This window comes from Campylobacter sp. RM9328 (genome assembly GCF_012978615.1).
In genome coordinates, this window is the sequence record NZ_LIWF01000001.1 from 16,522 (window position 1) to 38,228 (window position 21,707).

Consider the following 21,707-nt stretch of genomic DNA (forward strand, 5'->3'; position numbering starts at 1 on the left):
TTTAATTTTTGAAATTAATTAAATATTTTTATATTATATACTTACTAGAATTTAATATAATTAGAACAAAAAGGAATCAAAATGCGTAAAATTCTACTCATGTTGGCATTTTTTGCCACTATTTTATCGGCCGATATTGTGCAAAACCAAAAAGTAAAACGCGCCATAAACGTCCTAAATGACTTTATCATAGAAAATAAAGATCAAAATTTATTAAAAGACGCTAGCGCGATAGCGATATTTACAGATCTTACCAAGGGTGGAGCCGGAGTTAGCGTTATAAATGACAAAGGTATCTTTGTGGCTAAAAATGATGACGGTCAAATTTCAAGTCCGTTTTTTGTGGATTTTTCAGGAATTGAGCTTGGTGCAACCCTTGGATTAAGCTCTGTTGATCTTATCATCGTTTACAAAAACTCTCGCAGCTATCATAAAATTTTTGAAAATAACTATAGAATTTCCCTAAGCACACAAGCAACGATGATAAATAACGCAAGCGGAGGCGCTATAACCACAAATGCCCCTGAATTTTTTGCTTACGCAAGAGAGTCATCTAACTCAAGAGGAATTTATCTTGGAGTTGGAATTCAAATTTCACATATGGGCATAAACAGACAAGATACGATAGATTATTACGATAGGATATACGACTACGAAGATATTTATAACAATAGCCCAAAAGCTAGTAAATACACAAAGAAGTTGCAAGAACTAGCTAGGCAAAGTTTCAAAGGTTAGATTGTAAATAAAGAGATGAAGCGTTTTTTAGGTATAGGAGAAAACTGCGTCATATACTCAAACGCTTCTTCATAATCCCCATCCGTAAAAGTCGCAACATGCTCTATAAGCTCATAAAGTTCTTCATCATCCATAGAGTCGAAACTGCCGCGATTTTCTAAAATTTCAAGTAAAACCGCATCTAATTCAAGCTCGTCATACGTCATTAGTTTTCCTTAAGTCAAAAAATTGCGAAACTATACCAAAACAACCTTATATTTGGCTTTATTTTCTTTATAGTTAATATGAGGTATTATTATAAATACTTAGTAATTAATATCAAATTTGCGGTGATACAAGATGGAAAACTTTGAAAATTTTTATAAAAATTTATCACATTTTATGAGTGAGTTTAACCATAAAAATTCATACGCAAAAGAGAAAATTTTACTTATTTTATATCATGCCTCATCGCATTTAAGCGCAGCCGATATAAAAGACGAATTTCTTAAAAGACACAAACAAAACATCTCCATGCCAAGCATCTATGCTTTACTAAATTTCTTAAGCGAGTGTAACCTTACAAACGTATATGACGACAACGGCGTAAGAAAATTTGAGTTAAATTTAACCGCACATCACGATCATCTTATCTGTGAAAGATGTGGAAAAGTTAAGAGCTTTAGAGATGATTTTATAGAAGACGCTCAGGATAAAATTTGTAAAGATAAAAATTTCACTTGCATATCGCACTCGATGATACTTTATGGAATATGTGATGAGTGTCTGAAAAACAATTTCTCATAATAATTTGGATTTTGATAACGAGAGGCAAAAAACTTTAAGTAACATTTAAGTTACTTAATTACATAATGCCGACAAAAGGATAAAAAATGGATATAAATTTAGAAATTTTAATGCAAATATCAAGCTATTTTAGCAAGATAGCTCACACTCCGGGTCGCCTTAGAGTTAGGGTTGATCCAAAGATCAAGGACCTTTCGCAAAGCGTAAATTTAGGTGAACTTGACAGTGTTATAGCAAAGATAAACGGCATAAAAAACGTCAAATTTAACAAGATCATCGGCTCTGTAACGATCGAGTATGACAATGAAATTTTCCCTAAAATTTTATGGGACGATCTTCTTGAAGGACAAAATTTAGACCAAATTTCAGTCAAGATAAACAACATCGCAAAAGAGGTGTATTGTGCATAACGACTTTTTGGACGCAGCGTATTTAAGCGAAAAAAATGCTCAAATTTTATATGAAATTTTAAACGAATTTGATGATGTTTTTAGAGAAATTTACGCCCTAAGACAAAATGCCATAACCCTTATACAAACATATGCCAAGGTTAAAAAGCTTAAGCTAAACGAAGATGAGACGCAAAATGCGTTTTTAAAACCGACTTGCGCCCAGGATGCATTTATATGTGCGTTAAATTATGAAATTCAACTAAATAAAATGTATGAAAATTTCTGTGAAAATTTAGACGATGATGAGCTAAAAGATCTATTTTTTAGACTTTGGGCCACATCAAATAACGAATACATCGTCGCCCTAAAAGCAAAACTTTCTAAGACCATGTCTGGCGACAAAGATGATCAAAATAATATAAAAAATTTAATACAAAATTTACAAGAAAAAGGCTATGAGGGTGTTATAAACGAATACCAAGAAAATTTCGCTAAAATAAGCAACGATCTGCAAGATATCATAAGTGGCAAAGCCGATAAAGCCCAGATGATGAAAATTTTAAATAATCCGAATTTTTCGTTTTTTAGCGGTCTTGCGCTAGGCGCTCTTGGTATCTCCATAGTCGGTAAAAATTTAGAACCAAAGGATAAATAATGATACAAAATACAAACAAGAAAGGAGCTAAAATGGCACTTCCATTTATTGCAGGCGTCGCATTGGGCGCATTGGCTGTAGTAGCCTACAACAAAAGAGATAAGGTAAAAGAGTGTGCGGCTGACGGCTTTGAAAAAGGTAAAGAAACCGCAAAAGACCTTTTTAAAAAAAGCAAAGATATCGCAGGTGACGTAAAGGAATTTACTCAAGAAAAGATCTTAAAAACTCAAACAAAAAGCGAGAAAAAACCAGCCGCTAAAAAAAGTGTTAAAAAACCGTCTACTGCTAAAGCAAAACCGCAAGTAGCTAACGATCAAGCATAGGGGATATAATATGAGCAAAAGCAAAGCTCTTATGCTTTCAACAACTAGACTGCCGTTTGACCACTTCGTAAGCGGCGCTCTAGTGGGTGCTATGAGCGCGACTGCGCTTGAGCTAGGAAATAAAAACAAAAAAACTCCCCTTGGTGTCGCAAAGAGAGTTTTGAAATTTAGCCTAGGCGGCGGTGTGGTAGCAGCCGTAGGCATAAGTGCGTCAAACTCTATCGCCAAAGGAAACTACATGAGTGCGGCTACAAAGACCGCCCTTGGTATCGGCGCACTAATTTTAATAGAAAATTTAATAAAACCGGAGAGTAACTAAATGAAAAATCCATATATCGACAACCAAGAAATTCAAGTTCAAGTAACTACACCTCCCCAAAACGGAGTAGATAAAGCTATAAACGAAGCGGCCAAAGAACTACCTTTTGTTCCTGAAAATTTTAATGCCGCAGGCTTTATAAAAGGGCTACTTATCGGCGGTGTAGCAGCTTATGTGCTTACTAATCCCAAAGCGCAAGAGCGCCTTTTTAAAGCTATCATAAAAGGCGGAGAGCTTGTAAATGCCGGTATAGAAGAGCTAAAAGAGCGGTTTGAAGATGTCAAAGCAGAGCTTGAAGCACAAAAATAATCTACGTATCGCACATCACTGCGGTAACCGAATTCGTATCATCTGTGACGAGCTAAACAACAGAAGCGACGTAAGTGTCATAGAGGCCAATATCGGCGAGCACAAAGGCGTAAAAAGCGTGCGCGTAAACAAATACGCAAAAAGTATCGTTGTAGAGTATTTTGGCGATCTTGATGAAATTTTAAATTTCATACAAAATTTAAAGATCCCAAAAAAGCCAAAAGACACTTCCTTGCCAAGTAAGGTCGAGATATACAAGTCAGGTGCCGTAATGGCGATAAGTCCGCTCATCTCTAGCAATTACACAAAAACTGCGTTGGGACTTTATGCAAGTAGTGCGAATTTACTACAAGGCGTAAAAGAACTAAAAGAAGAGGGAGTAACATCTAAAGTTCTTGAGTCTATGGCTGTTGGCGTTAGCCTTGCAAGAGGCGACCATCTAGCCGCAAACAGCACAAATTTCATGTTAAATTTAGGCGAATACATGGAAGAAAGTGCCTCTCATAGAAGCGATGATCTCATAAAAGAGCTTGCAAGACCAAATATCGAAGAGGTTTGGATAGAAATTCGCCAAGAAGACGGCAGCCTAGGACTTAAAAAAGTAAAAACCCAAAAACTTAAAAAAGGCGACATAGTAGTTGTCGGCGCAGGAGAGAGCATAGGCATAGACGGATATATAGTTGACGGAAATGCCAGTGTGAATCAAGTCTCAATGACCGGAGAGGCAGAGCCTATCGCTAGATCAAGAGGCGACCGCGTCATGAGCGGGACTGTCGTCGAAGATGGCCGGATCAAAATTTGGGCTGAAAATGTTGGCGACGAAACAGCTACGGCCCGTATCAAAGAATACATCCAAAGCTCATTAAACGAAAAATCAAGCGTCGGGCTAAAAGCTACAAAGCTGGCCGACAAACTAGTGCCGGTCACTCTATCTTTAGCTGGTGTGTCCTATCTGATAAACCGCGATATGAACAGTGTCGCAAGCGTGCTTCAAGCAGACTACTCTTGTGCGCTTAAGCTAGCAACTCCGGTGGCTTTTAAGTCAAGTATCTCAAAGGCCGGAAGAAACGGGATTCTAATCAAAGGCGCGAAGGCGATCGAAGCTTTAAATTTGGCAGATACTTTTGTGTTTGATAAAACAGGAACTCTAACCCATGGAAGACTTAGCGTGGTCAAGATATTTTCGTTCAAGAAAAATTTAAGCGAAGAAGATATCTTAAATTTAACCGCAAGCGCCGAAGAGCACTACTTCCACCCTGTAGCAGAGGCGATCGTAGAAGCCGCCAATAAACGCGGTTTTCATCATATACATCACGATGAGGTCGAATTTATCGTTGCACACGGCGTCAAAACATCCATGGATAAAAAAGAGGTCGTTATCGGTTCAAGACACTTTTTAGAAGATGACGAAGGTATAAGCTTTGCCGGGCAAGATAAAGTCATACAAGATGCACTAAACAAAGGACTAACCCTACTTTATGTCGGATACGACAAAGAACTAGTCGGCGTCATCGCGATGAAAGATGATATGCGAGAAAACGCAAAAGCCACATTAGACAAGCTAAGAACTCTTGGTGTAAAAGAGATTATTATGTTAAGCGGAGACATAAAAGCAAAAGCTCAAGAGGTTGCTAAAGAGCTTGGTTGTGACCGCGTATACGCAGAATGTTTGCCAACGGATAAAGCAAAGATAATAGAAGAACTAAAAGCCGAAGGTAAAAATGTTGCATTTATAGGAGATGGCATCAACGATGCACCAAGTCTAACAAAAGCAAACGTAGGCATAAGTATGCACAAGGGTGCAGACATAGCAAAGGCAACTGCTGATATAAGCCTACTTAAGGACGATATAGCAAGTGTTGCTATCGCCAAAGAGTTGTCTGTAAAAACAATGAAGCTAATCGGCTCAAATTTTAACTCAACCGTTGGTATAAATACCGCCATCCTAGCAGCAGCAACATTTGGCATGCTAAACCCTATCGCAACCGCAATACTGCACAACGGAACTACGATCTGGTTACTTTTAAATTCAATGAAAGGTGTAAAATTTGCAAAATAAAATTTTAAACGGTTCATTACTAAATCTTGAGACTCAAAGAAAAGTCGCAAAAGTCGGCCTTGGCGTGTCACTTGGAGTGGTTACATTAAGTGCGTTTGGCATGAAAAACAAAACTATAAAAGCGCTACATATCATATCAGGCGTAGCACTTGTCGGCTTTAGCATATATCATCACGGACTTTACAATAATGGTTTTGCGCAAAAAATTATAACCCAACAGTCCAAAAAACGTAAGAAAATAGCCCTTAGCGCAAAATGATAAGTGACGTAAAAATTTGGGAGTATATCCACTCCGATCTCCCGTTAAACGATCTTACAACTTCACTTTGCAAGGGTAAAGAGCGCCCTGCTAAGCTTGAAATTTTTACACGCGAGCGAATTGTTTTAAGCAACGCAGCCACAGCAATACGCATAGCAGAATTTCTTGAATGCAAAGATGTAAACACAGGAAAAGACGGTGAAATTTATAAAGCAAAAGAGCCGATATTTAACGCGAGCGGTAGCTTTGAAAATTTACATAAAGCATGGAAGCTGATACAAATTTTATTTGAATACTCGTGTAAAATTTCAACACATACTGCAGACATGGTAGCTTTATGTAAGGACGCTAGCCCGTATTGTCAAGTCCAAACCACGCGAAAAAACTTTCCTTTTGCAAAAGAATTTTGCCTAAATGCCGTTATAAGCGGCGGTGGACGCATACATAGGGCAAATCTTAGCGACAGCGTGCTATTTTTCGCAAACCATATCAAGGCTTACAAAAGTTTTGAAAATTTCTGCGAACATATAGCCGACTTTAAAACCAATCTGCCAGAAAAAAAGATAATGATAGAGTGTGAAAATTTAAGCGAATTTCAAACACTTTTGCATTACAAGCCGGACGTTATCCAGTGTGATAAATTTAGCCCATCGCAGCTTAGTAAAGCCATAGAGCTTAAAAATAAAACAAATTCAAGCATCATAGTAACTGCAGCAGGAGGTATAAATTTAAAAAACTGCAAGGAGTTTGCAAAGACAGGCATAAATGCGGTAATAACATCGGCACCATACACTCAAGGCACAGCCGATCTTACAGGTAAAATTTCATTTATATAGGCAAAGGGTCAAAGGCTTGACCCTTGTATGTGTTATTAAAAGCTGATCTCTTTAATGTCTGCTATCTTTAAAAATTCTTTATAAATTTGTCCGATTATAGCGATACGATTAGCCTTTATATTTGGATCTTCGTCATTTATCATAACATTATCAAAGAAGCCATCAATACTATCTTTTAGCCCAAACAGCTCATTTAAGCGCCCTTCGTAGTCGCCCTCTTTTTTATCCAGAGCGCCAAATTTATCATTTAGGGCTTTTTCGTATTCGTTCTTAATCAAATTCTCATTTACATTTAAAATTTCGCTATCTTTTATGATATTTGCAAGACGTTTAAAGGTAGAGAAATTTTCTTTAAATTCATCATCTTTTGAGATCTTAGCTAGAGCATTTATCGCCTTACCAAGCTCATTTATATCGCGCTTGCCGCTATTTATGCAAGCTTTTACGATAGAAGAATTTACATCAAAAAATACATAAAGTCTATCAAGTATAAACTCTTCAAGTATGCTGGTGTCAAATTCTTTATATCCGTCCTTGAGTTCTTCTAAAACTTTAACGATATCAAACTCAAAACCCATGTTTTGAACTATCCTGATAACACCGTTTGCCGCACGTCTAAGCGCGTAAGGATCTTTTGTGCCAGTTGGAATTTTGCCTACACTAAAAAGCCCCAACAGTGCATCAAGCTTACTTGAAAGTGCGACGACCGAGCTAAATACACTACTTGGACACTGTGCATCTTCACCGTCTGGCAGGTATTGCTCTTTTATAGCGGTTACTATCGCTTCGTCTTCGCCTTTTGCACGTGCGTAGTAATGACCCATTATACCCTGAAGCTCGGTAAACTCATAAACCATGCCGCTTGTTAAGTCCGCCTTGCTTAGCATCACAGCTCTTTCAAGCTTTGCATTAAAATCTTTGCCAACTTCGTTTTCTAGCCTATCTTTATACATTTTGCCTAAAATTTGAGCTACTCTAACCTCTCTTAGCTCTTTATCGTAAATACTTCCAAGCTCTTTAAGATAAGTGATATTTTTTAGCTTTTCAGGACTAAATTCTGCTTTTAAGTCGCTTTGCCAAAAGAACATCGCGTCGCTTAAACGAGCTCTTAAAACCTTCTCGTTGCCGCGAACTATAAGCGCACTATCGTTACTTATGGCATTACTTACGACAACAAAGTGGTTGCTTAGCTTTGAATTTTTAAACACCGGAAAATATCGTTGATTTTCTTTCATGGAAGTTATGATGACTTCGCTTGGGATTTGTAAAAATTCACTCTCAAATTCACCCAAAAGCGCGGTTGGATACTCGGTTATCGTCACTACTTCATCAAGTAGCTCTTCGTCTATTTCTATCTGTACTCCGTTTTTCTTTGAAATTTCATCAAATACAGCCAGCACAATCGCCCTGCGCTCATTTGCGTCAAGGATGATACCGCGTGATTTTGATCCGCTAAAATACTCGCCGATGTTTGCGATAGAAATTTTATCATAACCAATACTTCTGTGAGGATAAGTAGAGCCTTCGCTTTTTACGCCAAATTTTTCAAATTCTACAAACTCATCACCAAAGATACATAAAAACGAACGCACAGGACGGATAAATTCAAATTCGCCGTTGCCCCAGCGCATAGACTTGCCAAAGCTAAGAGATAGTAAAAACTTCTCTATCATATCGCCAAGCAAGTTTTTACTAGCTTCGCCTTTTAGCTCTTTTTCGTAAAATAAAACCTCTTTGCCATCTATCTCTTTAAATTTTAGCTCACTTTCGCTAATACCGCATTTGCCGGCAAACGACAACGCCGCTTTTGTAAAAGCACCGTCTTTTAGCGCAACATGCTTTGGCGCGCCGATAAATTCCACCGTGCTATCAGGCTGTGAGATGCTAAAATTTTTGTGTAGAAAAACTAGCCTTCTTGGCGTATAGTAAAATTCAAACTCGCCATCCAAGCGATACTCTTGTAGCACTTTATGCCATTTTGTTTTGATATTTGGCAACTCTTTTAGAAACGGTATCGCAGGAAGCTCTTCAACACCGATTTCGATCAGCAACTCTTTTGTCATTTTTTGTCCTCTTTCCTTTTTTGTTTTTCGCTTATATTAAGTGCAACGCCACGTAGCATAAATACCAAAAATGCCACAAATAAGGCGGTCATGAAAATATCAAGAATTCTATCCATTACATATTTATCCGATTTAAAAATTTGCTCATTATACCGCAAAGCAAATTTTTATCAGTTGAAATTTCAAAAACAAGCGGCAAATGATCAGAATACACACTTAAATTCTTCTCACTTTTTGCGTATTCGCCATCCATCATAAAATTTGGCTTAAACACCTTAAAACTATCACAAACATAGACAAATTGACCTTTTTTGTCCATAAATTCGGGACTTAAAAGCACATGGTCTATTGCGCGCTTGTTTGAACCCGATCTTGCATACGAGTAGCGCTGTTTATACTCTCTTACCTCGCTCCAAAGATTTGTGTAGTTTTTAGTAGTCGTGATGTTGTATAAAAGCGATCTATCCGACGTAGAATAAACAGTGTTAAAATCCCCAAGCGCGATAGCATTTTTATGCTGCGCTAAAGCCACCCTAAGAGTTCTTTCTGCTCTTTTTTGCGCCTCTAAGCCGTTACGTTTAAAGGCTGGAAAATGCACGACAAAAAGGCTAAATTCTCCATCTTGAAGTTTAAATTTAACCCTTAAAATATCACGCGTTTTTATACCGTAGACTTTATAAGCCTCACTTGAGCTTGGCTTTATCTTTGATATCACACCAAGCCCTACAGGAGCATTTTTGCTCGTGCTAAAATTTATATACTTATAGTTTGTGCCGGCTATGAGTTCTTTTAAAACCTCTTCGTTTTCTACTTCTTGAAGAGCGATGATATCAGCATCTAAAGCAGTTATAACCTCTTTTATACGAAGAAGTTTTTGCCTAGCCTTTTCTTTGCTCCACTTGCCTTTACCTATACGAAAGTCAGAGTATTCGTTACCGTTATTTACTCCGTCAAATAAATTTTCAACGTTATAAGTTGCAATTTTTATATTTTGACAAAACGCAAAAACGACGCAAAAAACAAGTAAAACAACCGCTCTCAAATCGGCACCCTAAAGTCAAATTCAGCTATATTTTGCCTTATAGCCTCATAAGCCACGATCGCCACGCTCATTGCTTGATTTAGGCTTCTGCCTTGCTTTCCCATTGGGATTGTTATTTTGTTATCTTCGTTTATTTTCATTAGTTCACCAGGCAACCCCGTGCTTTCTCCGCCGAAAAATATAAAATCCCCACTTTTAAATTTGGCGTCAAAATAAAGCTTATTTGTCTTAGTCGTAGCAAAGAAAAATCTATCTTTAAATTTTAAATTTTGCTCTAAAAACTCATCTAAGCTTTCCCATATAACAGGATCTAATACCTTCCAATAATCAAGCCCTGCACGCCTTACCGCCTTTTCATCAAGACTAAAAACGGTTGGTTTTACGATGTGAAGCTTTAAATTTGCATTTACACACATTCGCCCTATAGCTCCGGTATTTTGCGGAATTTGCGGGGAAACTAAAACTATGTTAAACATTAAAAAACTATCACTTTGTTTTCATTTATAAAAAGTCTATCATCAAACGCAAGGTCAAGTGCTTTTGATAAAACGCTTTTTTCGCATGTGCGTCCCGCGCGTTGCATATCTTGCCAGCTCATTTCATGATTTACATGTATCACATCTTGAGTGATGATAGGACCTTCATCTAGGTTGTCGTTTACAAAATGAGCCGTTGCTCCGATGATCTTAACACCTCTCTCATATGCTTGCTTGTAAGGATTTGCTCCGATAAAAGCAGGTAAAAATGAGTGATGTATGTTTATGATTTTTTGCGGGTAAGCATTGACAAATTTTGGCGTTAGGATACGCATGTATTTAGCCAAGATCGCGTAGTCAAATTTATACTGTGACATAACTTCAAGCACCGCATCTTCGTGGTCTTCTCTACTCATGCCTTCAGCCGATACAACATGAAAAGGTATGTTAAACCTCTCAACCAAACTTCTTAAAATTTCATGATTAGCGACAACGGCAACAATGTTTGCATTTAGCTCTCCGCTATCAAATTTAATAAGTAAATCACCCAAGCAATGTGTCTCTTTTGTCGCTAAAACAATGATATCTTTTTTTGCTTTTGCAAGGCAGCTTATCTCTGCATCGCTTGGTAAAACAGCTTCAAGTACACCGCAAAACTCACCTATGTTTAGTTCTCCGCTAAGCTCGGCACGCATGAAGAAGCGATTATTTTCCTTATCAACAAATTCATTGTTTGTTTCGATATTTAGACGATGTTTAAATATAACATCAGAAACTCTATATATCAGCCCTTTTTCGTCACTACATTTTATTTTCAAAATGTATTTTTGCATACTAACTCCTAAAATTTAGTCTTGGATCTTATCAAATTTTGACTTGTTTAAGCCTTTTTCGGCAAGAATTTTTTCTATCTCTTCATTTTTTTTAAGCTCTATTTGTTCGCCTACGGCTTTGCCTGTAAAGCCTTGTTGTATTATGCTGGCTGCGTCGATCTTTATCTCTAATTGTTCGTCGTAATAACCTAGCTTTTTAGCCCTATCGACACGCTTTTGGCTATAGCAGCCAAGCCACTGCTTAAGTGGTAAATTTTGCGCGATTTGCAAAAACTCAAAATCACTCGGCTGATCCTTATAAAACGGCTCTTTTAATATCTTTTCATAAATTTTAGGCAACTTTAATTCTTTTAAAATTTGCGTCAAATTTAAAGAAAATTCATTAGATAAAAGATACAAAAACAGCTTTGAACTATCTATAAATTTACGTGCGTTTTGCAGCTTTTTGCAAAAATCATCAAGCTCGTCTCGTGAAATTTTAAGGTTAAACAACTTATCAAAAAGTCCAAGCTCGTAAAGGTAAAATGTGCCGACTTCAAGATGTTTTGCTTTAAAAAATTTAAGTAGTTCACAAGCTATCCTATCTTTACTAAGCCAGGACAGATCAAGAGTTTTCATAAGCTCTAATGTTTTTTGAGAGATTTTAAAATTGAGCCTTGATGCAAACTGAACAGCGCGCAAAACTCTAAGCGGATCTTCGCAAAATTTCTCATCATCAATGTGCCTTATAGATGAATTTCTAAGGTCGCTAAGCCCGCTCCAGTTATCAATCAGCTCGCCGTTAAAGATATTTAACATAAGCGCATTGATACTAAAATCACGCCTTTGAGAGGCTGCTTTTTCATCATTGCAGTAGCTTACCTCAAAGTCGGTATGTCTTAAGCCGATTTTATTTTCCGTACGTGGAAGTCCTAGGTCAAATTCTTTAAATTTGTAGATAAAATAGCTCTTGCCTACACCGCTTGCACCGACATCTTGCATGATATTATCAAATTTATCAGGCGATATATCATAAACTTCAATATCATAATCATAAATTTCACGCCCCAAAATGGAATCTCTAACACAACCGCCTACAAGATAGGCTCGTGAAGTATGAGGCGCTAAAATTTCTCGCACCTCATCCAAGGCTTTATTTTGATAAATTTTCAAGCCTGTTTTCAACATTTGCAAGAACAAATTCAAGAAATTTAAGCGTGAGTTCTAGTCTTTGGGGTAGATCTTTTTGTGGCATCTCGTTTAACCCTTCAAAAAGAACTTCTATACGCTCTTTTAGGTTACGTAAAAATATCTCTTCGCTACCTATTATCTCTTTGGCACTCTCTTTTGGCTCATCTACTTTTTGCAAAGCGATATCTTCTTGTGCTTCATCCTCTTTAGAACTTGATAAATTTTGCTCTTCCTCAACCTTGGTCATATTTTCTATCTTCTCAAGCTCCGCGCTAACCTCGTCTATCGCCATTCTTGCTATATCATCAAGCTTCATATTCTTATTAACCACCTTTTAAATTCCGTTATCTCTTCAGGTGTATTCATGTCTATAAAAAAATCCTTCATAAGTTCATTTTGTATCTTGCGACCTTTGCGAAGTCCGCTTAAGCGCCTTATCGCAGCAAGTGCCTCTTTGTTGTTCGCATCATTTTTAAGGATGTTTTTATAAATCTCAAGGGCGTCGTCTTTTAGCCCTTGAGCCTCATATATCAGTGCTTCGGTAACGGTGTTTTTCATTGCTCTATTATTTTAACGATCACATCGCCGATTTCACTTGTGGTGCAAATTTCTTTTGCTCCATAAGCGGCGATATCTTTTGTGCGATAACCTTGGGATAGTGCTGTTTTTACGGCATTTTCTATGCAGGTAGCTGCTTTTTCTTCATTTAATGCGTATCTTAACATCATCGCAGCGCTTAGTATAGTTGCGATCGGGTTTGCTATACCTTGACCTGCTATGTCTGGTGCAGAGCCGTGTATAGGCTCGTAAATTCCTACTTTGCCGCCCATACTTGCGCTTGGTAGCAAGCCGATAGAGCCTACGACCATACTTGCTTCGTCACTTAATATATCTCCAAATAAATTCTCTGTCAAAATAACGTCAAATTGGCGAGGATTACGCACTAGCTGCATGGCGGCGTTGTCAACATACATAAACTCAAGGCTTACATCAGGGTATCTTTTAGCAACTTCACTTACGACTTCACGCCAAAGCTGACTTGTCTCAAGAACGTTTGCCTTATCTACCATGCAAACGCGTTTTTTACGCTTTAGTGCAGCCTCAAAACCTATCTTTGCTATACGTTCTATCTCGGCTCTTGTATATGTCATAGTGTTAAATGCACTGTCTTCTGTCTTCTCTCTAGGCTGACCAAAGTAAATTCCTCCGGTTAGCTCGCGAACAACCAAGATATCAACATCGCGAAGGACTTCAGGCTTTATAGTGCTGGCCTCTACAAGCTCATCATAAATAACAGCGGGACGTAAATTTGCAAAAGCTTCAAGACCTTTTCTAAGCTTTAAAAGTCCGCTTTCAGGACGTTTGTCGCGAGGCAAATTGTCCCATTTTGCACCACCTATAGCACCAAAAAGCACTGCATCTGAGCTAAGAGCACTATCGAGTGTTTCATTTGGTAACGGCTCAGCAAAAACATCATAAGCCGCGCCCCCCATTAACTTATAATCATATTCCATCTCAAAGCCAAATTTCAAGCTTGTCGCCTCAAGTACTTTAATCGCCTCATCAACTATCTCAGGACCGATACCATCGCCTTTTATAACGCAAATTTTATATCTTTTCATTTTTGTATTTACCTTAATTTTAAATTTTGCTTTTTGCGTATTCTATAAGTCCACCGGCACTTAAAAGCTCTTGCATAAAAGGTGGGATAGCGTTAAATTTATACTCTTTTTTGCTAGTTAAATTTAGCACCACACCGTTATCAACATCTATCTTTAGCTCATCACCCTCATTGATCTCATCGGTTTCATTTATCTCAAGGATTAAAAGTCCGGTATTAAAGCTGTTTCTATAAAAAATTCTCGCATAGCTTTTTGCTATAACGGCACTTATGCCGGCAGCTTTGAGGGCGATAGGAGCATGTTCACGCGAGCTTCCACAGCCAAAATTTTCACCCGCTACGATAATATCGCCTTTTGAAATTTTCTTTACAAAGTCGGGGTCAGCGTCTTCCATGATATGTTTTGCTAGTTCGTTTTCGTCAGATGTATTTAGATATCTTGCAGCGATGATAATATCAGTGTCGATATTATTTCCAAATTTCCATACTTTATTTGCCATAATACGCCTTTAAATAGTAAGTTTTTGCGATTTTAACCAAAAAAAGCTAAATAACAAATCAAACAATAAAAAGGCGTCTTTGAAATTTATCTTTTTAAAGAGCATTTGCCAAGTATTTGGCATGCGGGGCAGTATCCTGTAATACCTATTATTATAGGAACAAGGCCTATTAATGCCCAGTAGCTTTTAAATAAAAGCCAAACACCAACCATCAAAAATAACCCAAATATCACTCTAAAAATTCTGCTCTTTTTGCTTACCATATTTATCTCCTTTTAAAAATTTTACGAGATATTAGCGCAAATAAAAGTTTAAATTTGTGATAAAGTTACACTGCATGACGTAGAGTAATAACTCCTCTTTTTTGCTCTATTTGTCCCTCTTTTTCCATCTCTTTTAAGACTCTTGAGACAGCTTCCCTGGCGCTTCCGATGTGGTTTGCCAGCTGTTCATGAGTGATCTTAATGCTTGAATCTGTGCTGTTTTGCTCTAAAAAATTTTTTATACGTTCAACAAGCGGTAGAAACAAAGCCTGCTCCATAACGGTAATAACACTTGCAAATCTTGTTGAGATTAAATTTAAAGTAAAACTCATGATCTCTGGATAAATGTCCCTTAAAATTTTATAACTATCAATAGGTATCAAAACTACTTCGGTGTCTTCATACACCTGTAAATTTATCTCTATCTCGAAATTTTTCTTGACACAAGAGGAGCATAACACACAACTTTCATTATCTTTTAGGCTAAAAACAGTGATTTCTTTAAAGTTACTAGAGGCGATGTAGGCTCTTATATTGCCGCTCTTTACTACGATAAAACCCTTGCAACCGTCTTTTGTATAGATGATCTCATCTTTTTTAAAAGTCTTGATTAGACTTTTTTCCATAACAAGTTGCTTATGGGCGTCCGAAATTTCAAACTTAGACAAAAAACTTTCGTCTAAAAATTTACGATCAGCTTCATTTAGCATTTTATTCCTTGAATTATGTAATTCCAGTATTGTATTGAAAAATTCTAAACATCTTCTTAGTATTTATTTATTTTCATGTAATAAAATTCTTTAACAAAGTGATTTTATCACTGAAATTTTGCCATTATAAGAGTAATATTTTAAAAAAATTTTAAAGAGTTATTATGAAAAATGAAGAAACATCATCTAAACTTGCCAACTTTCCCATTATGCTTTTTGCTGTTATTATGGGACTTGGCGGGCTTACATTATCATACGAGAAATTAAATTTAACGCTTGGTTTATCAGATATCATATTTGAAATTTTACGTAGCGCAACTAGCCTAATCTTTATCGCTATCGCTGCACTTTATGGAATAAAAATAATTAAATTTAAAGATGATGTAAAAAAAGAGATATCTCATCCAGTTAAGATAAATTTCTTCGCCGCATTTGCCATATCGCTGTTTTTGCTTTCTGCAATGTGGAGTGAATTTGCCTCTTTGCACAGCGTGCTTTTTTACATCGCACTTGTTTTACAGACTTTTTTTACATTTTATGTCATCGCCTTTTGGATCAATAACAACCTACTCATAAACCACTCAAATCCCGCCTGGTTTATCCCGATAGTTGGCAACCTTGTAGTAGTCATCGCAAGCGATAGTAAGAGCGAGTTTTTGTGGTATTACTTCTCTATCGGGCTCTTTTTTTGGCTCGTTTTGTTTACGATCGTCTTTTACCGCATCATCTTTCACGATCAGCTCGCACAAAAATTCATGCCGACCCTTTTTATCGTCATCGCTCCGCCTGCGATCGCATTTTTAGGCTACACGAGACTTGTGGAGAGCTTTGATGTATTTGCTCACGTGCTTTTAAATTTGACGATATTTTTTACGGGGCTGATACTATTTATGTATAAAAATTTCATGAAGCTTAAATTTTTCCTATCGTGGTGGGCGTTTACCTTCCCGACAGCGGCGGCTAGCATGACTTTTGTGAAGGCTTATGAGTTAAGCCGTGAGCCGATTTATCTATACTTTGGCGTGATAATGTTTGTGCTTTTGCTATTTTTCATCGGAGTTGTCGGATACTTTACTATAAAAGCTATCAAAAACGATGAAATTTGCGTAGCGGAGCACTAAATTTACACCACTAAACCGCGATGACTTAGTGGCGTTCATCTCATTTTAAAGCTTCCTTTTAAACGTTTCAAGCGTGCTATCGGCTGAGTTTGCCAAAAACAGAGTATCAACCCCAACGCCTAAAAAGCTAACGCCCATATCAGCATACTCTTTTACCTGCTCAGGCGTAACAGCGATAGTGCCTACCGGCACACCAAGCTCTCTTATGCGCTTTATACTTCATCGCCTCCACCACCTCAGGATGAAAGATATTTAGCCCATGACCCATATCCACAGCTAAGTCGATAGGCTCTAGAAACACACCGCCGATACCCGGTGTCGTAGCTATCGCCTCAAGGTTTTCTATACCATTTTTGCTCTCTATTTGTGGTAAAATGCATATCTCTTTTTCTATACGCTCTAAATAGTCAGGATACCTGCCATATCTCGCCGCTCTTACCGCACCTGCACCCATACCGCGGTTGCCCCTAGGCGGATACGAAGCCCAGCACATTATCTGCTCGGTCTCCTCGCCACTTTCTACCTTTGGGATGATGATGTTTTGGATACCAGAGTCAAGGAGCTGTTTAAATATACCAGTGCCTGCTTGCGGTATCCTAACCACAGGTGTCATATCGTAAGGCGCGATAGCACGAGCTATATCAACGATAGAGCGGATGTCGTGTGCGCCGTGTTCGCCATCGACAAATAGCCAGTCGTATTTAGTCGTGGCTAAAACTTCAGCCACCTCCGCACTAGGTATCTCTTGCGCTACGCCAAACTGTAAATTTCCAGCGTTGATATTCTCTTTAAAGCTGTTTTTTAGATAGTCTTTAACCATTGCCATTTTTTATCCTTTGCGATTTAAAGCTGAGCTACTAGCCAATTTTGTTTGCCGATCATTTCGATAAGCTCAAGTTGATTTTCTAGCCAATACATATCGCTCTCTTCATCTTTATAATACTCTTTTAGCAAATCATACGTAGTGTAGTCAGCCTTTGCGTTTTCGACAAAAGTAGCAACTTCGCATAGTCCATTTTAGATACTTCAAAGTCAGCCTTTATAAACTCCACCGCGTCTTTATAGACCTTATCCCTTTCTTTTGACTCTAGTTTTAGCTCACCGCCCAAGTCAAGGATCCTATCCATAAATTTAACCACAAACTCACGCTCTTCGGCCGCGTGTTCTTTGTATTTTTCGGCTAGTTTTGAAAAGCCTTGACTAGCAAAAATCCTAGACTGCATAGCGTGCAAATCCGCCGCTTGTGAAAGGTTTGTTACAAGAAACTGTAATGATTTGATAATTTCATTTTTGTTTGACATATTTTTTCCTTTAAATTTTAAATATAACTTATGCCATAATGGCTTCTATTTGGCGCTCTAGGCTCATCTGAATTTTTATCACTCTTGCCAAGCACGATAGAGCAAAGCGGAGAGTAGCCATCAGGTATGCCAGCCTTTTTAGCAAGCTCTGGCTCATCAAATAGTGTAACCACGACTGTATTTACAAGGCAAGAGCTAAGCCCAAGCTCGGTAGCGCGAAGTTGCATATTTTGCATCACTGAGCCCATCGCCCAGTAAACGTTTCTATGCATATTCTCAGGCTTTAAAAACTCCCAGCCTTGTGGCATCTTTTCGACTAATTTTCCCGAAAGTAAAATATAAACCGGCGCATCGTAAAGGGTATTTTTAACGCCCATCATATCAAGCGCGCCGCCAAATTTCTTTACCGCCGCCGCGTCAAGCTCGTGCAAAAGCTCCTTATCAGTGATGACGCTTATGTGAGCATCTTTTGTCGTAAATAGTGTCGGCGACAAACACCCCGCATCTATAACCGCCTCTATCTCCTCTTTTGTAGGCACATATCTGTTAAACTCACGCACACTTTTTCGTTTTTGCATCGCTTCTAAAAGTTGCATATTTGCTCCTTATTTAAGTAAATTTTCTATGCTATTTTTTATCTTATCAAACGAAGCTGTCGGCTCAAAACGCGCTACAACCTCGCCATTTTTATCCACTAAAAATTTAGTGAAATTCCACTTCACGCCATCACCTTTTAAAATTTCAGGGAAGTTTTTCTCTAACGTTTCACTTACTTTCGCACTTAGCGGATGCTCCTTGTCAAAGCCCTTAAATCCTTGCTTTGAGGTTAGAAATTTAAATATCTCTGCCGCGTTTTCACCTCTTACGTCGCCCTTTTTTAACAGCTCAAATGTCACACCAAAATTTAGCTGACAGTTTTTAGCTATGTTTTCATCATCAGGCTCTTGGTTTGCGAAGTTATCACTTGGAAAGCCAAGTACACAAAACCCTTTGTCTTTAAACTCCGCATTTAGCTTTTCTAGCTCGGTGTATTGACCGGTAAAGCCACACTTGCTAGCTGTATTTGCGATTAACAGCACCTTGCCCTTATACTCGCTCATAGACTTGCTCTCGCCACGATTTGTAGTAACATTTATGTCGTAAATTTTCATTTATTCTCCTTTATTTTTGAGAATTATACAGCTCTTATGTGTCCTTAATGTGTCCTTTTAAATTTCACACTTTAAATTTTACACATGCTTGCACGCCACACTCTGTGTTTTTATACTCTATCTCACCCCTTAAATGCTCTAAAATTCGCTTTACGATAGATAGCCCAAGTCCGCTTCCTTTCTTTTTATGTGACTCCTCACATTGATAAAACTTATCATATATCCGCTCTAGCTTACTTGGCTCTATCCCCTCGCCATCATCTTTTATACGCACGACTATTTCGCCGTTTTGCTCAAAGCACTCTATGCAAATTTTACTTTTTGAGTATTTTAGGGCGTTATCTAGCAGATTTATCCACACTTGCATAAGCATAGAGGCGTTAATTTTTAGGCTTACGGGGTTTAAAAGAAGCTCTAGCTCATGCTCACTTTTGTGCTTTTGTATGAGTGCGGATAGTGCCTTTCGTATCTGTTCATCAACGCGGATGACGTCATTTTGTGGCACGATAGTGTTGTTATCAAGTTTTGAAAGCAGTAGCATATTTTCGCAAAGCTCACTTAGGGCGTTTGCCTCGGCGTGGATGAGGTTTAGGTATCTTTTCCTGTCCGCTTCATCTGGCTCATCAAGTAAAATTTCGCAAAATCCACTTATAACGCTTAGCGGTATTTTTAGCTCATGAGATACGTTTGAGATGAAGTCTTTTTGCAAGAAATTCATCTTTTCAAGCTCGCTAACCGTTTTATTTGTGCTATCGGCTAACTCATCAAGCTCGTGCAGGTAGATGAAATTTCCTCTAAATTTATCTCTGTTTCGCTCCACTCTCACGCTAAAGTCGCCATCTCCTATCCTTTTAGAAGCCTTGTTAAACCTCTCAATATATCTTAAAAAATAAGCCGTGCCAAAGTAAAATGTCGCCGTGCTTAAAACCGTAGTAAGCACGCAAACTATCGCAACGCTAAAAAACAGACTTAGCCGTATATCAAAAAGCCAAAGTATGAGCGCGACCAAAGATGATGAAAATATGGCAATAAATAAAAATGTGAGCGAAGACATTATGGCGATATAGGATTTTAGGCTGATTAGATACTTTTTTTATGAGATTTTACCCTTGTAGCCAAGACCGCGGATAGTGACTATCTCAAAGTCGCTTGTGTGCTCAAATTTTTGCCTTAGCTTTTTTATGTGAGTATCGACGACTCTCTCATCGCTACCGCTTTCAAAGCCCCAAATTTCTTGCATTATCTCAAAGCGAGTGAAAATTTTATCCTCGTTTGAGAGCAATAAAAAGAGCAGGTAAAACTCCTTTGGCGTAAGCTCCACCTTTTCGCCGTTTATACTCACACTTAGGGCGTTGTAGTCAAGCTCCGTGTCTTTAAATGAGAGCCTCTTTTCATTTACTATCTTTGCACGCCTTAGCAAGGCATTTACCCTTAAAACTAGCTCTTTTAAATTTATAGGCTTACTCATATAATCATCGGCTCCGCTTAGAAAGCCCCTCTGTATATCCACTATCTCGCTTTTGGCGGTTATCATGAGTATAGGCAGGCTTTCTTTTATGAGCTTTGCCTCTTTTGCTAGGCCGTATCCATCACGCAAAGGCATCATAACGTCAGTGATAAGCAGGTCAATATGCTCACTTTCTAAAATTTCCACCGCCTCCACGCCGTTAAACGCGCTCTTTACGCTAAAGCCCTCGTTTTTTAGCTTTACTTGTATCATCTCGTTTAGTAGTTCATCATCCTCGGCAACTAAAATTTTAAACATATAAGCTCCTTAAATTTATGAAATTATAGCTTATATATGTGTCCTTAATGTGTATAAAATTATATGTATTAAAAATTTTATAAAGCTCTAAAACTTCATAATTTACTTTAAAAAATTATTTGCGTAAATTGCATACATTTTTATTTTTATCGCTTGAGTATCTTTAAATTTACCACCGTAAATTTATAAAATATCACCACGAAGCTAAGCAAAGTGAAAAACGCGATGAAAACGCACATAGGAACAGCCGAGTGCCTCTTAAAATAGGCATACACTAGCGATGAGATGACGCCACTTCCGTATTGAAGCGAGCCGATGAGCGCCGAGCCCATGCTTGCTATTTTGCTACTCTTTAACACCACACAAAGGGCGGTAGAATGATTATGCAAAATCATTGCCTAATCCTGCAAATTTGCATTTTTTAAATTTAAAAAGATAGAATTCATAACAAACCTACAAGGAGTGGAAATGTCTATATTAAAAAGCTTTTTTATGGCTATTTTACTAGCAAGTGTGGCAGTATATGCAGATACAAAACCAATCGATATGCACTCCTTTTTCTACTACGAGGATGTTGCAATGAACCGCTTTGGTGGCGAGAGCTACAAGGTAGAGAGAGCAGACGGCAAGGCGCTCATCACCATCGACGAAGACCACCCTTTAAGCGGCACGATAGAGGCGGACGCTGGGATATTTAACGAGATACAAAATATCGTTGATAAATACAATATGCACAAGTATAAAGCGGAGTATAAGCCAGACATGCCGGTCTTTGACGGTGGTTCGTGGGCGCTAGGCGCAAGCTACGATGACAAGAACAAAAACATACGAAGTCGTGGCATAAACGAAGCCCCTAAAAACGCCAGATAGGCATTTGGTGCGATAGAAGCACTGTTTCAACCATACCGCGACAAGCTGTGGAAAGGCACATATGCAGGAGGTAATCAAGGCCAAAAAGATGGCTACTCACTAAGTATCGGCAAGATAGAGAGCAATGGTGCGACACAGATAAATT

32 protein-coding genes are annotated in these 21,707 nt (G+C 38.1%); 12 read left to right on the forward strand and 20 right to left on the reverse strand.

Features of this window, described 5'->3' with window-relative positions; genetic code table 11:
* The first annotated feature begins 81 nt into the window (after window positions 1-81).
* Entirely contained in the window at window positions 82-738 is a 657-nt protein-coding gene (locus CCAL9328_RS00090) for a lipid-binding SYLF domain-containing protein (RefSeq protein WP_169999640.1), read from the forward strand.
* On the opposite strand, the gene CCAL9328_RS00095 is transcribed toward CCAL9328_RS00090, so the two are convergent.
* Window positions 735-944, reverse strand: coding sequence for a hypothetical protein (locus CCAL9328_RS00095; RefSeq protein WP_169938641.1), 210 nt, complete (start codon window positions 942-944; stop codon window positions 735-737). The two genes, CCAL9328_RS00090 and CCAL9328_RS00095, sit on opposite strands and share 4 nt — an antisense overlap.
* Before the next feature lie 133 nt (window positions 945-1,077).
* Between CCAL9328_RS00095 and CCAL9328_RS00100 the strand changes: the two genes are divergently transcribed.
* The 9 genes from CCAL9328_RS00100 to modD all read left to right on the forward strand — a co-directional run bounded on the left by CCAL9328_RS00100 (window position 1,078) and on the right by modD (window position 6,676).
* On the forward strand, window positions 1,078-1,524 hold the full coding sequence (locus tag CCAL9328_RS00100; RefSeq protein ID WP_169938639.1) for a Fur family transcriptional regulator: 447 nt from the start codon (window positions 1,078-1,080) through the stop codon (window positions 1,522-1,524).
* Window positions 1,525-1,610: 86 nt separating this feature from the next.
* On the forward strand, window positions 1,611-1,934 hold the full coding sequence (locus CCAL9328_RS00105; RefSeq protein ID WP_169972199.1) for an HMA2 domain-containing protein: 324 nt from the start codon (window positions 1,611-1,613) through the stop codon (window positions 1,932-1,934).
* A complete protein-coding gene (locus CCAL9328_RS00110) occupies window positions 1,927-2,571 on the forward strand; it encodes a ferritin-like domain-containing protein (RefSeq protein ID WP_169972198.1) in 645 nt (214 codons plus the stop codon). The genes CCAL9328_RS00105 and CCAL9328_RS00110 overlap by 8 nt, the downstream gene beginning before the upstream one ends.
* Window positions 2,571-2,894: a hypothetical protein gene (locus CCAL9328_RS00115; RefSeq protein WP_228026746.1), complete on the forward strand. Its 324-nt coding sequence runs from the start codon at window positions 2,571-2,573 to the stop codon at window positions 2,892-2,894. The genes CCAL9328_RS00110 and CCAL9328_RS00115 overlap by 1 nt, the downstream gene beginning before the upstream one ends.
* Window positions 2,895-2,904: 10 nt before the next feature.
* Window positions 2,905-3,213: a hypothetical protein gene (locus CCAL9328_RS00120; RefSeq protein ID WP_169999642.1), complete on the forward strand. Its 309-nt coding sequence runs from the start codon at window positions 2,905-2,907 to the stop codon at window positions 3,211-3,213.
* Entirely contained in the window at window positions 3,214-3,522 is a 309-nt protein-coding gene (locus CCAL9328_RS00125; RefSeq protein ID WP_169999644.1) for a YtxH domain-containing protein, read from the forward strand.
* Window positions 3,491-5,581, forward strand: a complete 2,091-nt coding sequence (locus tag CCAL9328_RS00130) for a heavy metal translocating P-type ATPase (protein ID WP_228026853.1) — start codon at window positions 3,491-3,493, stop codon at window positions 5,579-5,581. The genes CCAL9328_RS00125 and CCAL9328_RS00130 overlap by 32 nt, the downstream gene beginning before the upstream one ends.
* Window positions 5,571-5,840, forward strand: a complete 270-nt coding sequence (locus CCAL9328_RS00135) for a helicase (protein ID WP_169938628.1) — start codon at window positions 5,571-5,573, stop codon at window positions 5,838-5,840. The genes CCAL9328_RS00130 and CCAL9328_RS00135 overlap by 11 nt, the downstream gene beginning before the upstream one ends.
* Window positions 5,837-6,676, forward strand: coding sequence for a ModD protein (modD, locus tag CCAL9328_RS00140; RefSeq protein ID WP_169972195.1), 840 nt, complete (start codon window positions 5,837-5,839; stop codon window positions 6,674-6,676). Before CCAL9328_RS00135 ends, modD begins: the two co-directional genes overlap by 4 nt.
* 35 nt (window positions 6,677-6,711) lie before the next feature.
* Here modD and glyS read toward each other — a convergent pair whose 3' ends face one another.
* The 11 genes from glyS to CCAL9328_RS00195 all read right to left on the reverse strand — a co-directional run bounded on the left by glyS (window position 6,712) and on the right by CCAL9328_RS00195 (window position 15,354).
* Entirely contained in the window at window positions 6,712-8,739 is a 2,028-nt protein-coding gene (gene glyS / locus CCAL9328_RS00145) for a glycine--tRNA ligase subunit beta (protein WP_169999645.1), read from the reverse strand.
* 115 nt (window positions 8,740-8,854) lie between these two features.
* Entirely contained in the window at window positions 8,855-9,781 is a 927-nt protein-coding gene (locus CCAL9328_RS00150; RefSeq protein WP_169938622.1) for an endonuclease/exonuclease/phosphatase family protein, read from the reverse strand.
* On the reverse strand, window positions 9,778-10,257 hold the full coding sequence (locus CCAL9328_RS00155; protein ID WP_169938620.1) for a tRNA (cytidine(34)-2'-O)-methyltransferase: 480 nt from the start codon (window positions 10,255-10,257) through the stop codon (window positions 9,778-9,780). The genes CCAL9328_RS00150 and CCAL9328_RS00155 overlap by 4 nt, the downstream gene beginning before the upstream one ends.
* Window positions 10,257-11,090 (reverse strand): formyltetrahydrofolate deformylase, encoded by an 834-nt coding sequence (gene purU / locus CCAL9328_RS00160; RefSeq protein WP_169938618.1) that lies wholly within the window; start codon window positions 11,088-11,090, stop codon window positions 10,257-10,259. Before purU ends, CCAL9328_RS00155 begins: the two co-directional genes overlap by 1 nt.
* 15 nt (window positions 11,091-11,105) lie before the next feature.
* Window positions 11,106-12,257, reverse strand: a complete 1,152-nt coding sequence (locus tag CCAL9328_RS00165; protein WP_169999848.1) for a tRNA nucleotidyltransferase/poly(A) polymerase-related protein — start codon at window positions 12,255-12,257, stop codon at window positions 11,106-11,108.
* Window positions 12,223-12,591 carry a CiaD-like domain-containing protein gene (locus tag CCAL9328_RS00170; RefSeq protein WP_322619346.1) on the reverse strand — a complete coding sequence of 123 codons (369 nt, stop codon included), beginning with the start codon at window positions 12,589-12,591 and terminating at the stop codon, window positions 12,223-12,225. The genes CCAL9328_RS00165 and CCAL9328_RS00170 overlap by 35 nt, the downstream gene beginning before the upstream one ends.
* Window positions 12,573-12,818, reverse strand: coding sequence for a hypothetical protein (locus tag CCAL9328_RS00175; protein ID WP_169938614.1), 246 nt, complete (start codon window positions 12,816-12,818; stop codon window positions 12,573-12,575). The genes CCAL9328_RS00170 and CCAL9328_RS00175 overlap by 19 nt, the downstream gene beginning before the upstream one ends.
* The gene (gene leuB, locus CCAL9328_RS00180; protein ID WP_169938611.1) at window positions 12,815-13,882 is read right to left on the reverse strand and encodes a 3-isopropylmalate dehydrogenase; all 1,068 of its coding nucleotides are present in this window, start codon (window positions 13,880-13,882) and stop codon (window positions 12,815-12,817) included. Before leuB ends, CCAL9328_RS00175 begins: the two co-directional genes overlap by 4 nt.
* 19 nt (window positions 13,883-13,901) lie before the next feature.
* Window positions 13,902-14,381 (reverse strand): 3-isopropylmalate dehydratase small subunit, encoded by a 480-nt coding sequence (locus CCAL9328_RS00185; RefSeq protein ID WP_169938609.1) that lies wholly within the window; start codon window positions 14,379-14,381, stop codon window positions 13,902-13,904.
* Between the two features lie 86 nt (window positions 14,382-14,467).
* Window positions 14,468-14,644, reverse strand: a complete 177-nt coding sequence (locus tag CCAL9328_RS00190) for a YgaP family membrane protein (protein ID WP_169999647.1) — start codon at window positions 14,642-14,644, stop codon at window positions 14,468-14,470.
* Window positions 14,645-14,709: 65 nt separating this feature from the next.
* Window positions 14,710-15,354, reverse strand: coding sequence for a Crp/Fnr family transcriptional regulator (locus CCAL9328_RS00195; RefSeq protein WP_169999649.1), 645 nt, complete (start codon window positions 15,352-15,354; stop codon window positions 14,710-14,712).
* A 164-nt stretch (window positions 15,355-15,518) separates the two neighbouring features.
* On the opposite strand from CCAL9328_RS00195, the gene CCAL9328_RS00200 reads away from it, so the two are divergent.
* Window positions 15,519-16,475: an SLAC1 anion channel family protein gene (locus CCAL9328_RS00200; RefSeq protein WP_169972191.1), complete on the forward strand. Its 957-nt coding sequence runs from the start codon at window positions 15,519-15,521 to the stop codon at window positions 16,473-16,475.
* 45 nt (window positions 16,476-16,520) lie between these two features.
* Here the strand turns inward: CCAL9328_RS00200 and CCAL9328_RS10890 are convergent, their stop codons facing one another.
* The 8 genes from CCAL9328_RS10890 to CCAL9328_RS00235 all read right to left on the reverse strand — a co-directional run bounded on the left by CCAL9328_RS10890 (window position 16,521) and on the right by CCAL9328_RS00235 (window position 21,087).
* A complete protein-coding gene (locus tag CCAL9328_RS10890) occupies window positions 16,521-16,667 on the reverse strand; it encodes a hypothetical protein (protein WP_211436814.1) in 147 nt (48 codons plus the stop codon).
* A complete protein-coding gene (locus tag CCAL9328_RS00205; protein WP_211436815.1) occupies window positions 16,636-17,301 on the reverse strand; it encodes an HpcH/HpaI aldolase family protein in 666 nt (221 codons plus the stop codon). Before CCAL9328_RS00205 ends, CCAL9328_RS10890 begins: the two co-directional genes overlap by 32 nt.
* 121 nt (window positions 17,302-17,422) lie before the next feature.
* Window positions 17,423-17,776: a ferritin-like domain-containing protein gene (locus CCAL9328_RS00210; protein WP_211436816.1), complete on the reverse strand. Its 354-nt coding sequence runs from the start codon at window positions 17,774-17,776 to the stop codon at window positions 17,423-17,425.
* Window positions 17,777-17,793: 17 nt separating this feature from the next.
* Window positions 17,794-18,372, reverse strand: a complete 579-nt coding sequence (locus CCAL9328_RS00215; protein WP_169972190.1) for a nitroreductase family protein — start codon at window positions 18,370-18,372, stop codon at window positions 17,794-17,796.
* 9 nt (window positions 18,373-18,381) lie between these two features.
* Window positions 18,382-18,927 (reverse strand): glutathione peroxidase, encoded by a 546-nt coding sequence (locus CCAL9328_RS00220; RefSeq protein WP_169999651.1) that lies wholly within the window; start codon window positions 18,925-18,927, stop codon window positions 18,382-18,384.
* A 64-nt stretch (window positions 18,928-18,991) separates the two neighbouring features.
* Complete coding sequence (locus CCAL9328_RS00225) at window positions 18,992-19,981, reverse strand: sensor histidine kinase (protein ID WP_169972188.1); 990 nt, start codon at window positions 19,979-19,981, stop codon at window positions 18,992-18,994.
* A gap of 39 nt (window positions 19,982-20,020) precedes the next feature.
* Window positions 20,021-20,692: a response regulator transcription factor gene (locus tag CCAL9328_RS00230; RefSeq protein WP_169972187.1), complete on the reverse strand. Its 672-nt coding sequence runs from the start codon at window positions 20,690-20,692 to the stop codon at window positions 20,021-20,023.
* Between the two features lie 146 nt (window positions 20,693-20,838).
* A complete protein-coding gene (locus CCAL9328_RS00235) occupies window positions 20,839-21,087 on the reverse strand; it encodes a hypothetical protein (protein WP_169938594.1) in 249 nt (82 codons plus the stop codon).
* A gap of 73 nt (window positions 21,088-21,160) precedes the next feature.
* Here CCAL9328_RS00235 and CCAL9328_RS00240 point away from each other — a divergent pair, with 73 nt between their 5' ends.
* The gene (locus tag CCAL9328_RS00240; protein WP_169999653.1) at window positions 21,161-21,562 is read left to right on the forward strand and encodes a hypothetical protein; all 402 of its coding nucleotides are present in this window, start codon (window positions 21,161-21,163) and stop codon (window positions 21,560-21,562) included.
* The last annotated feature ends 145 nt before the right edge of the window (window positions 21,563-21,707 follow it).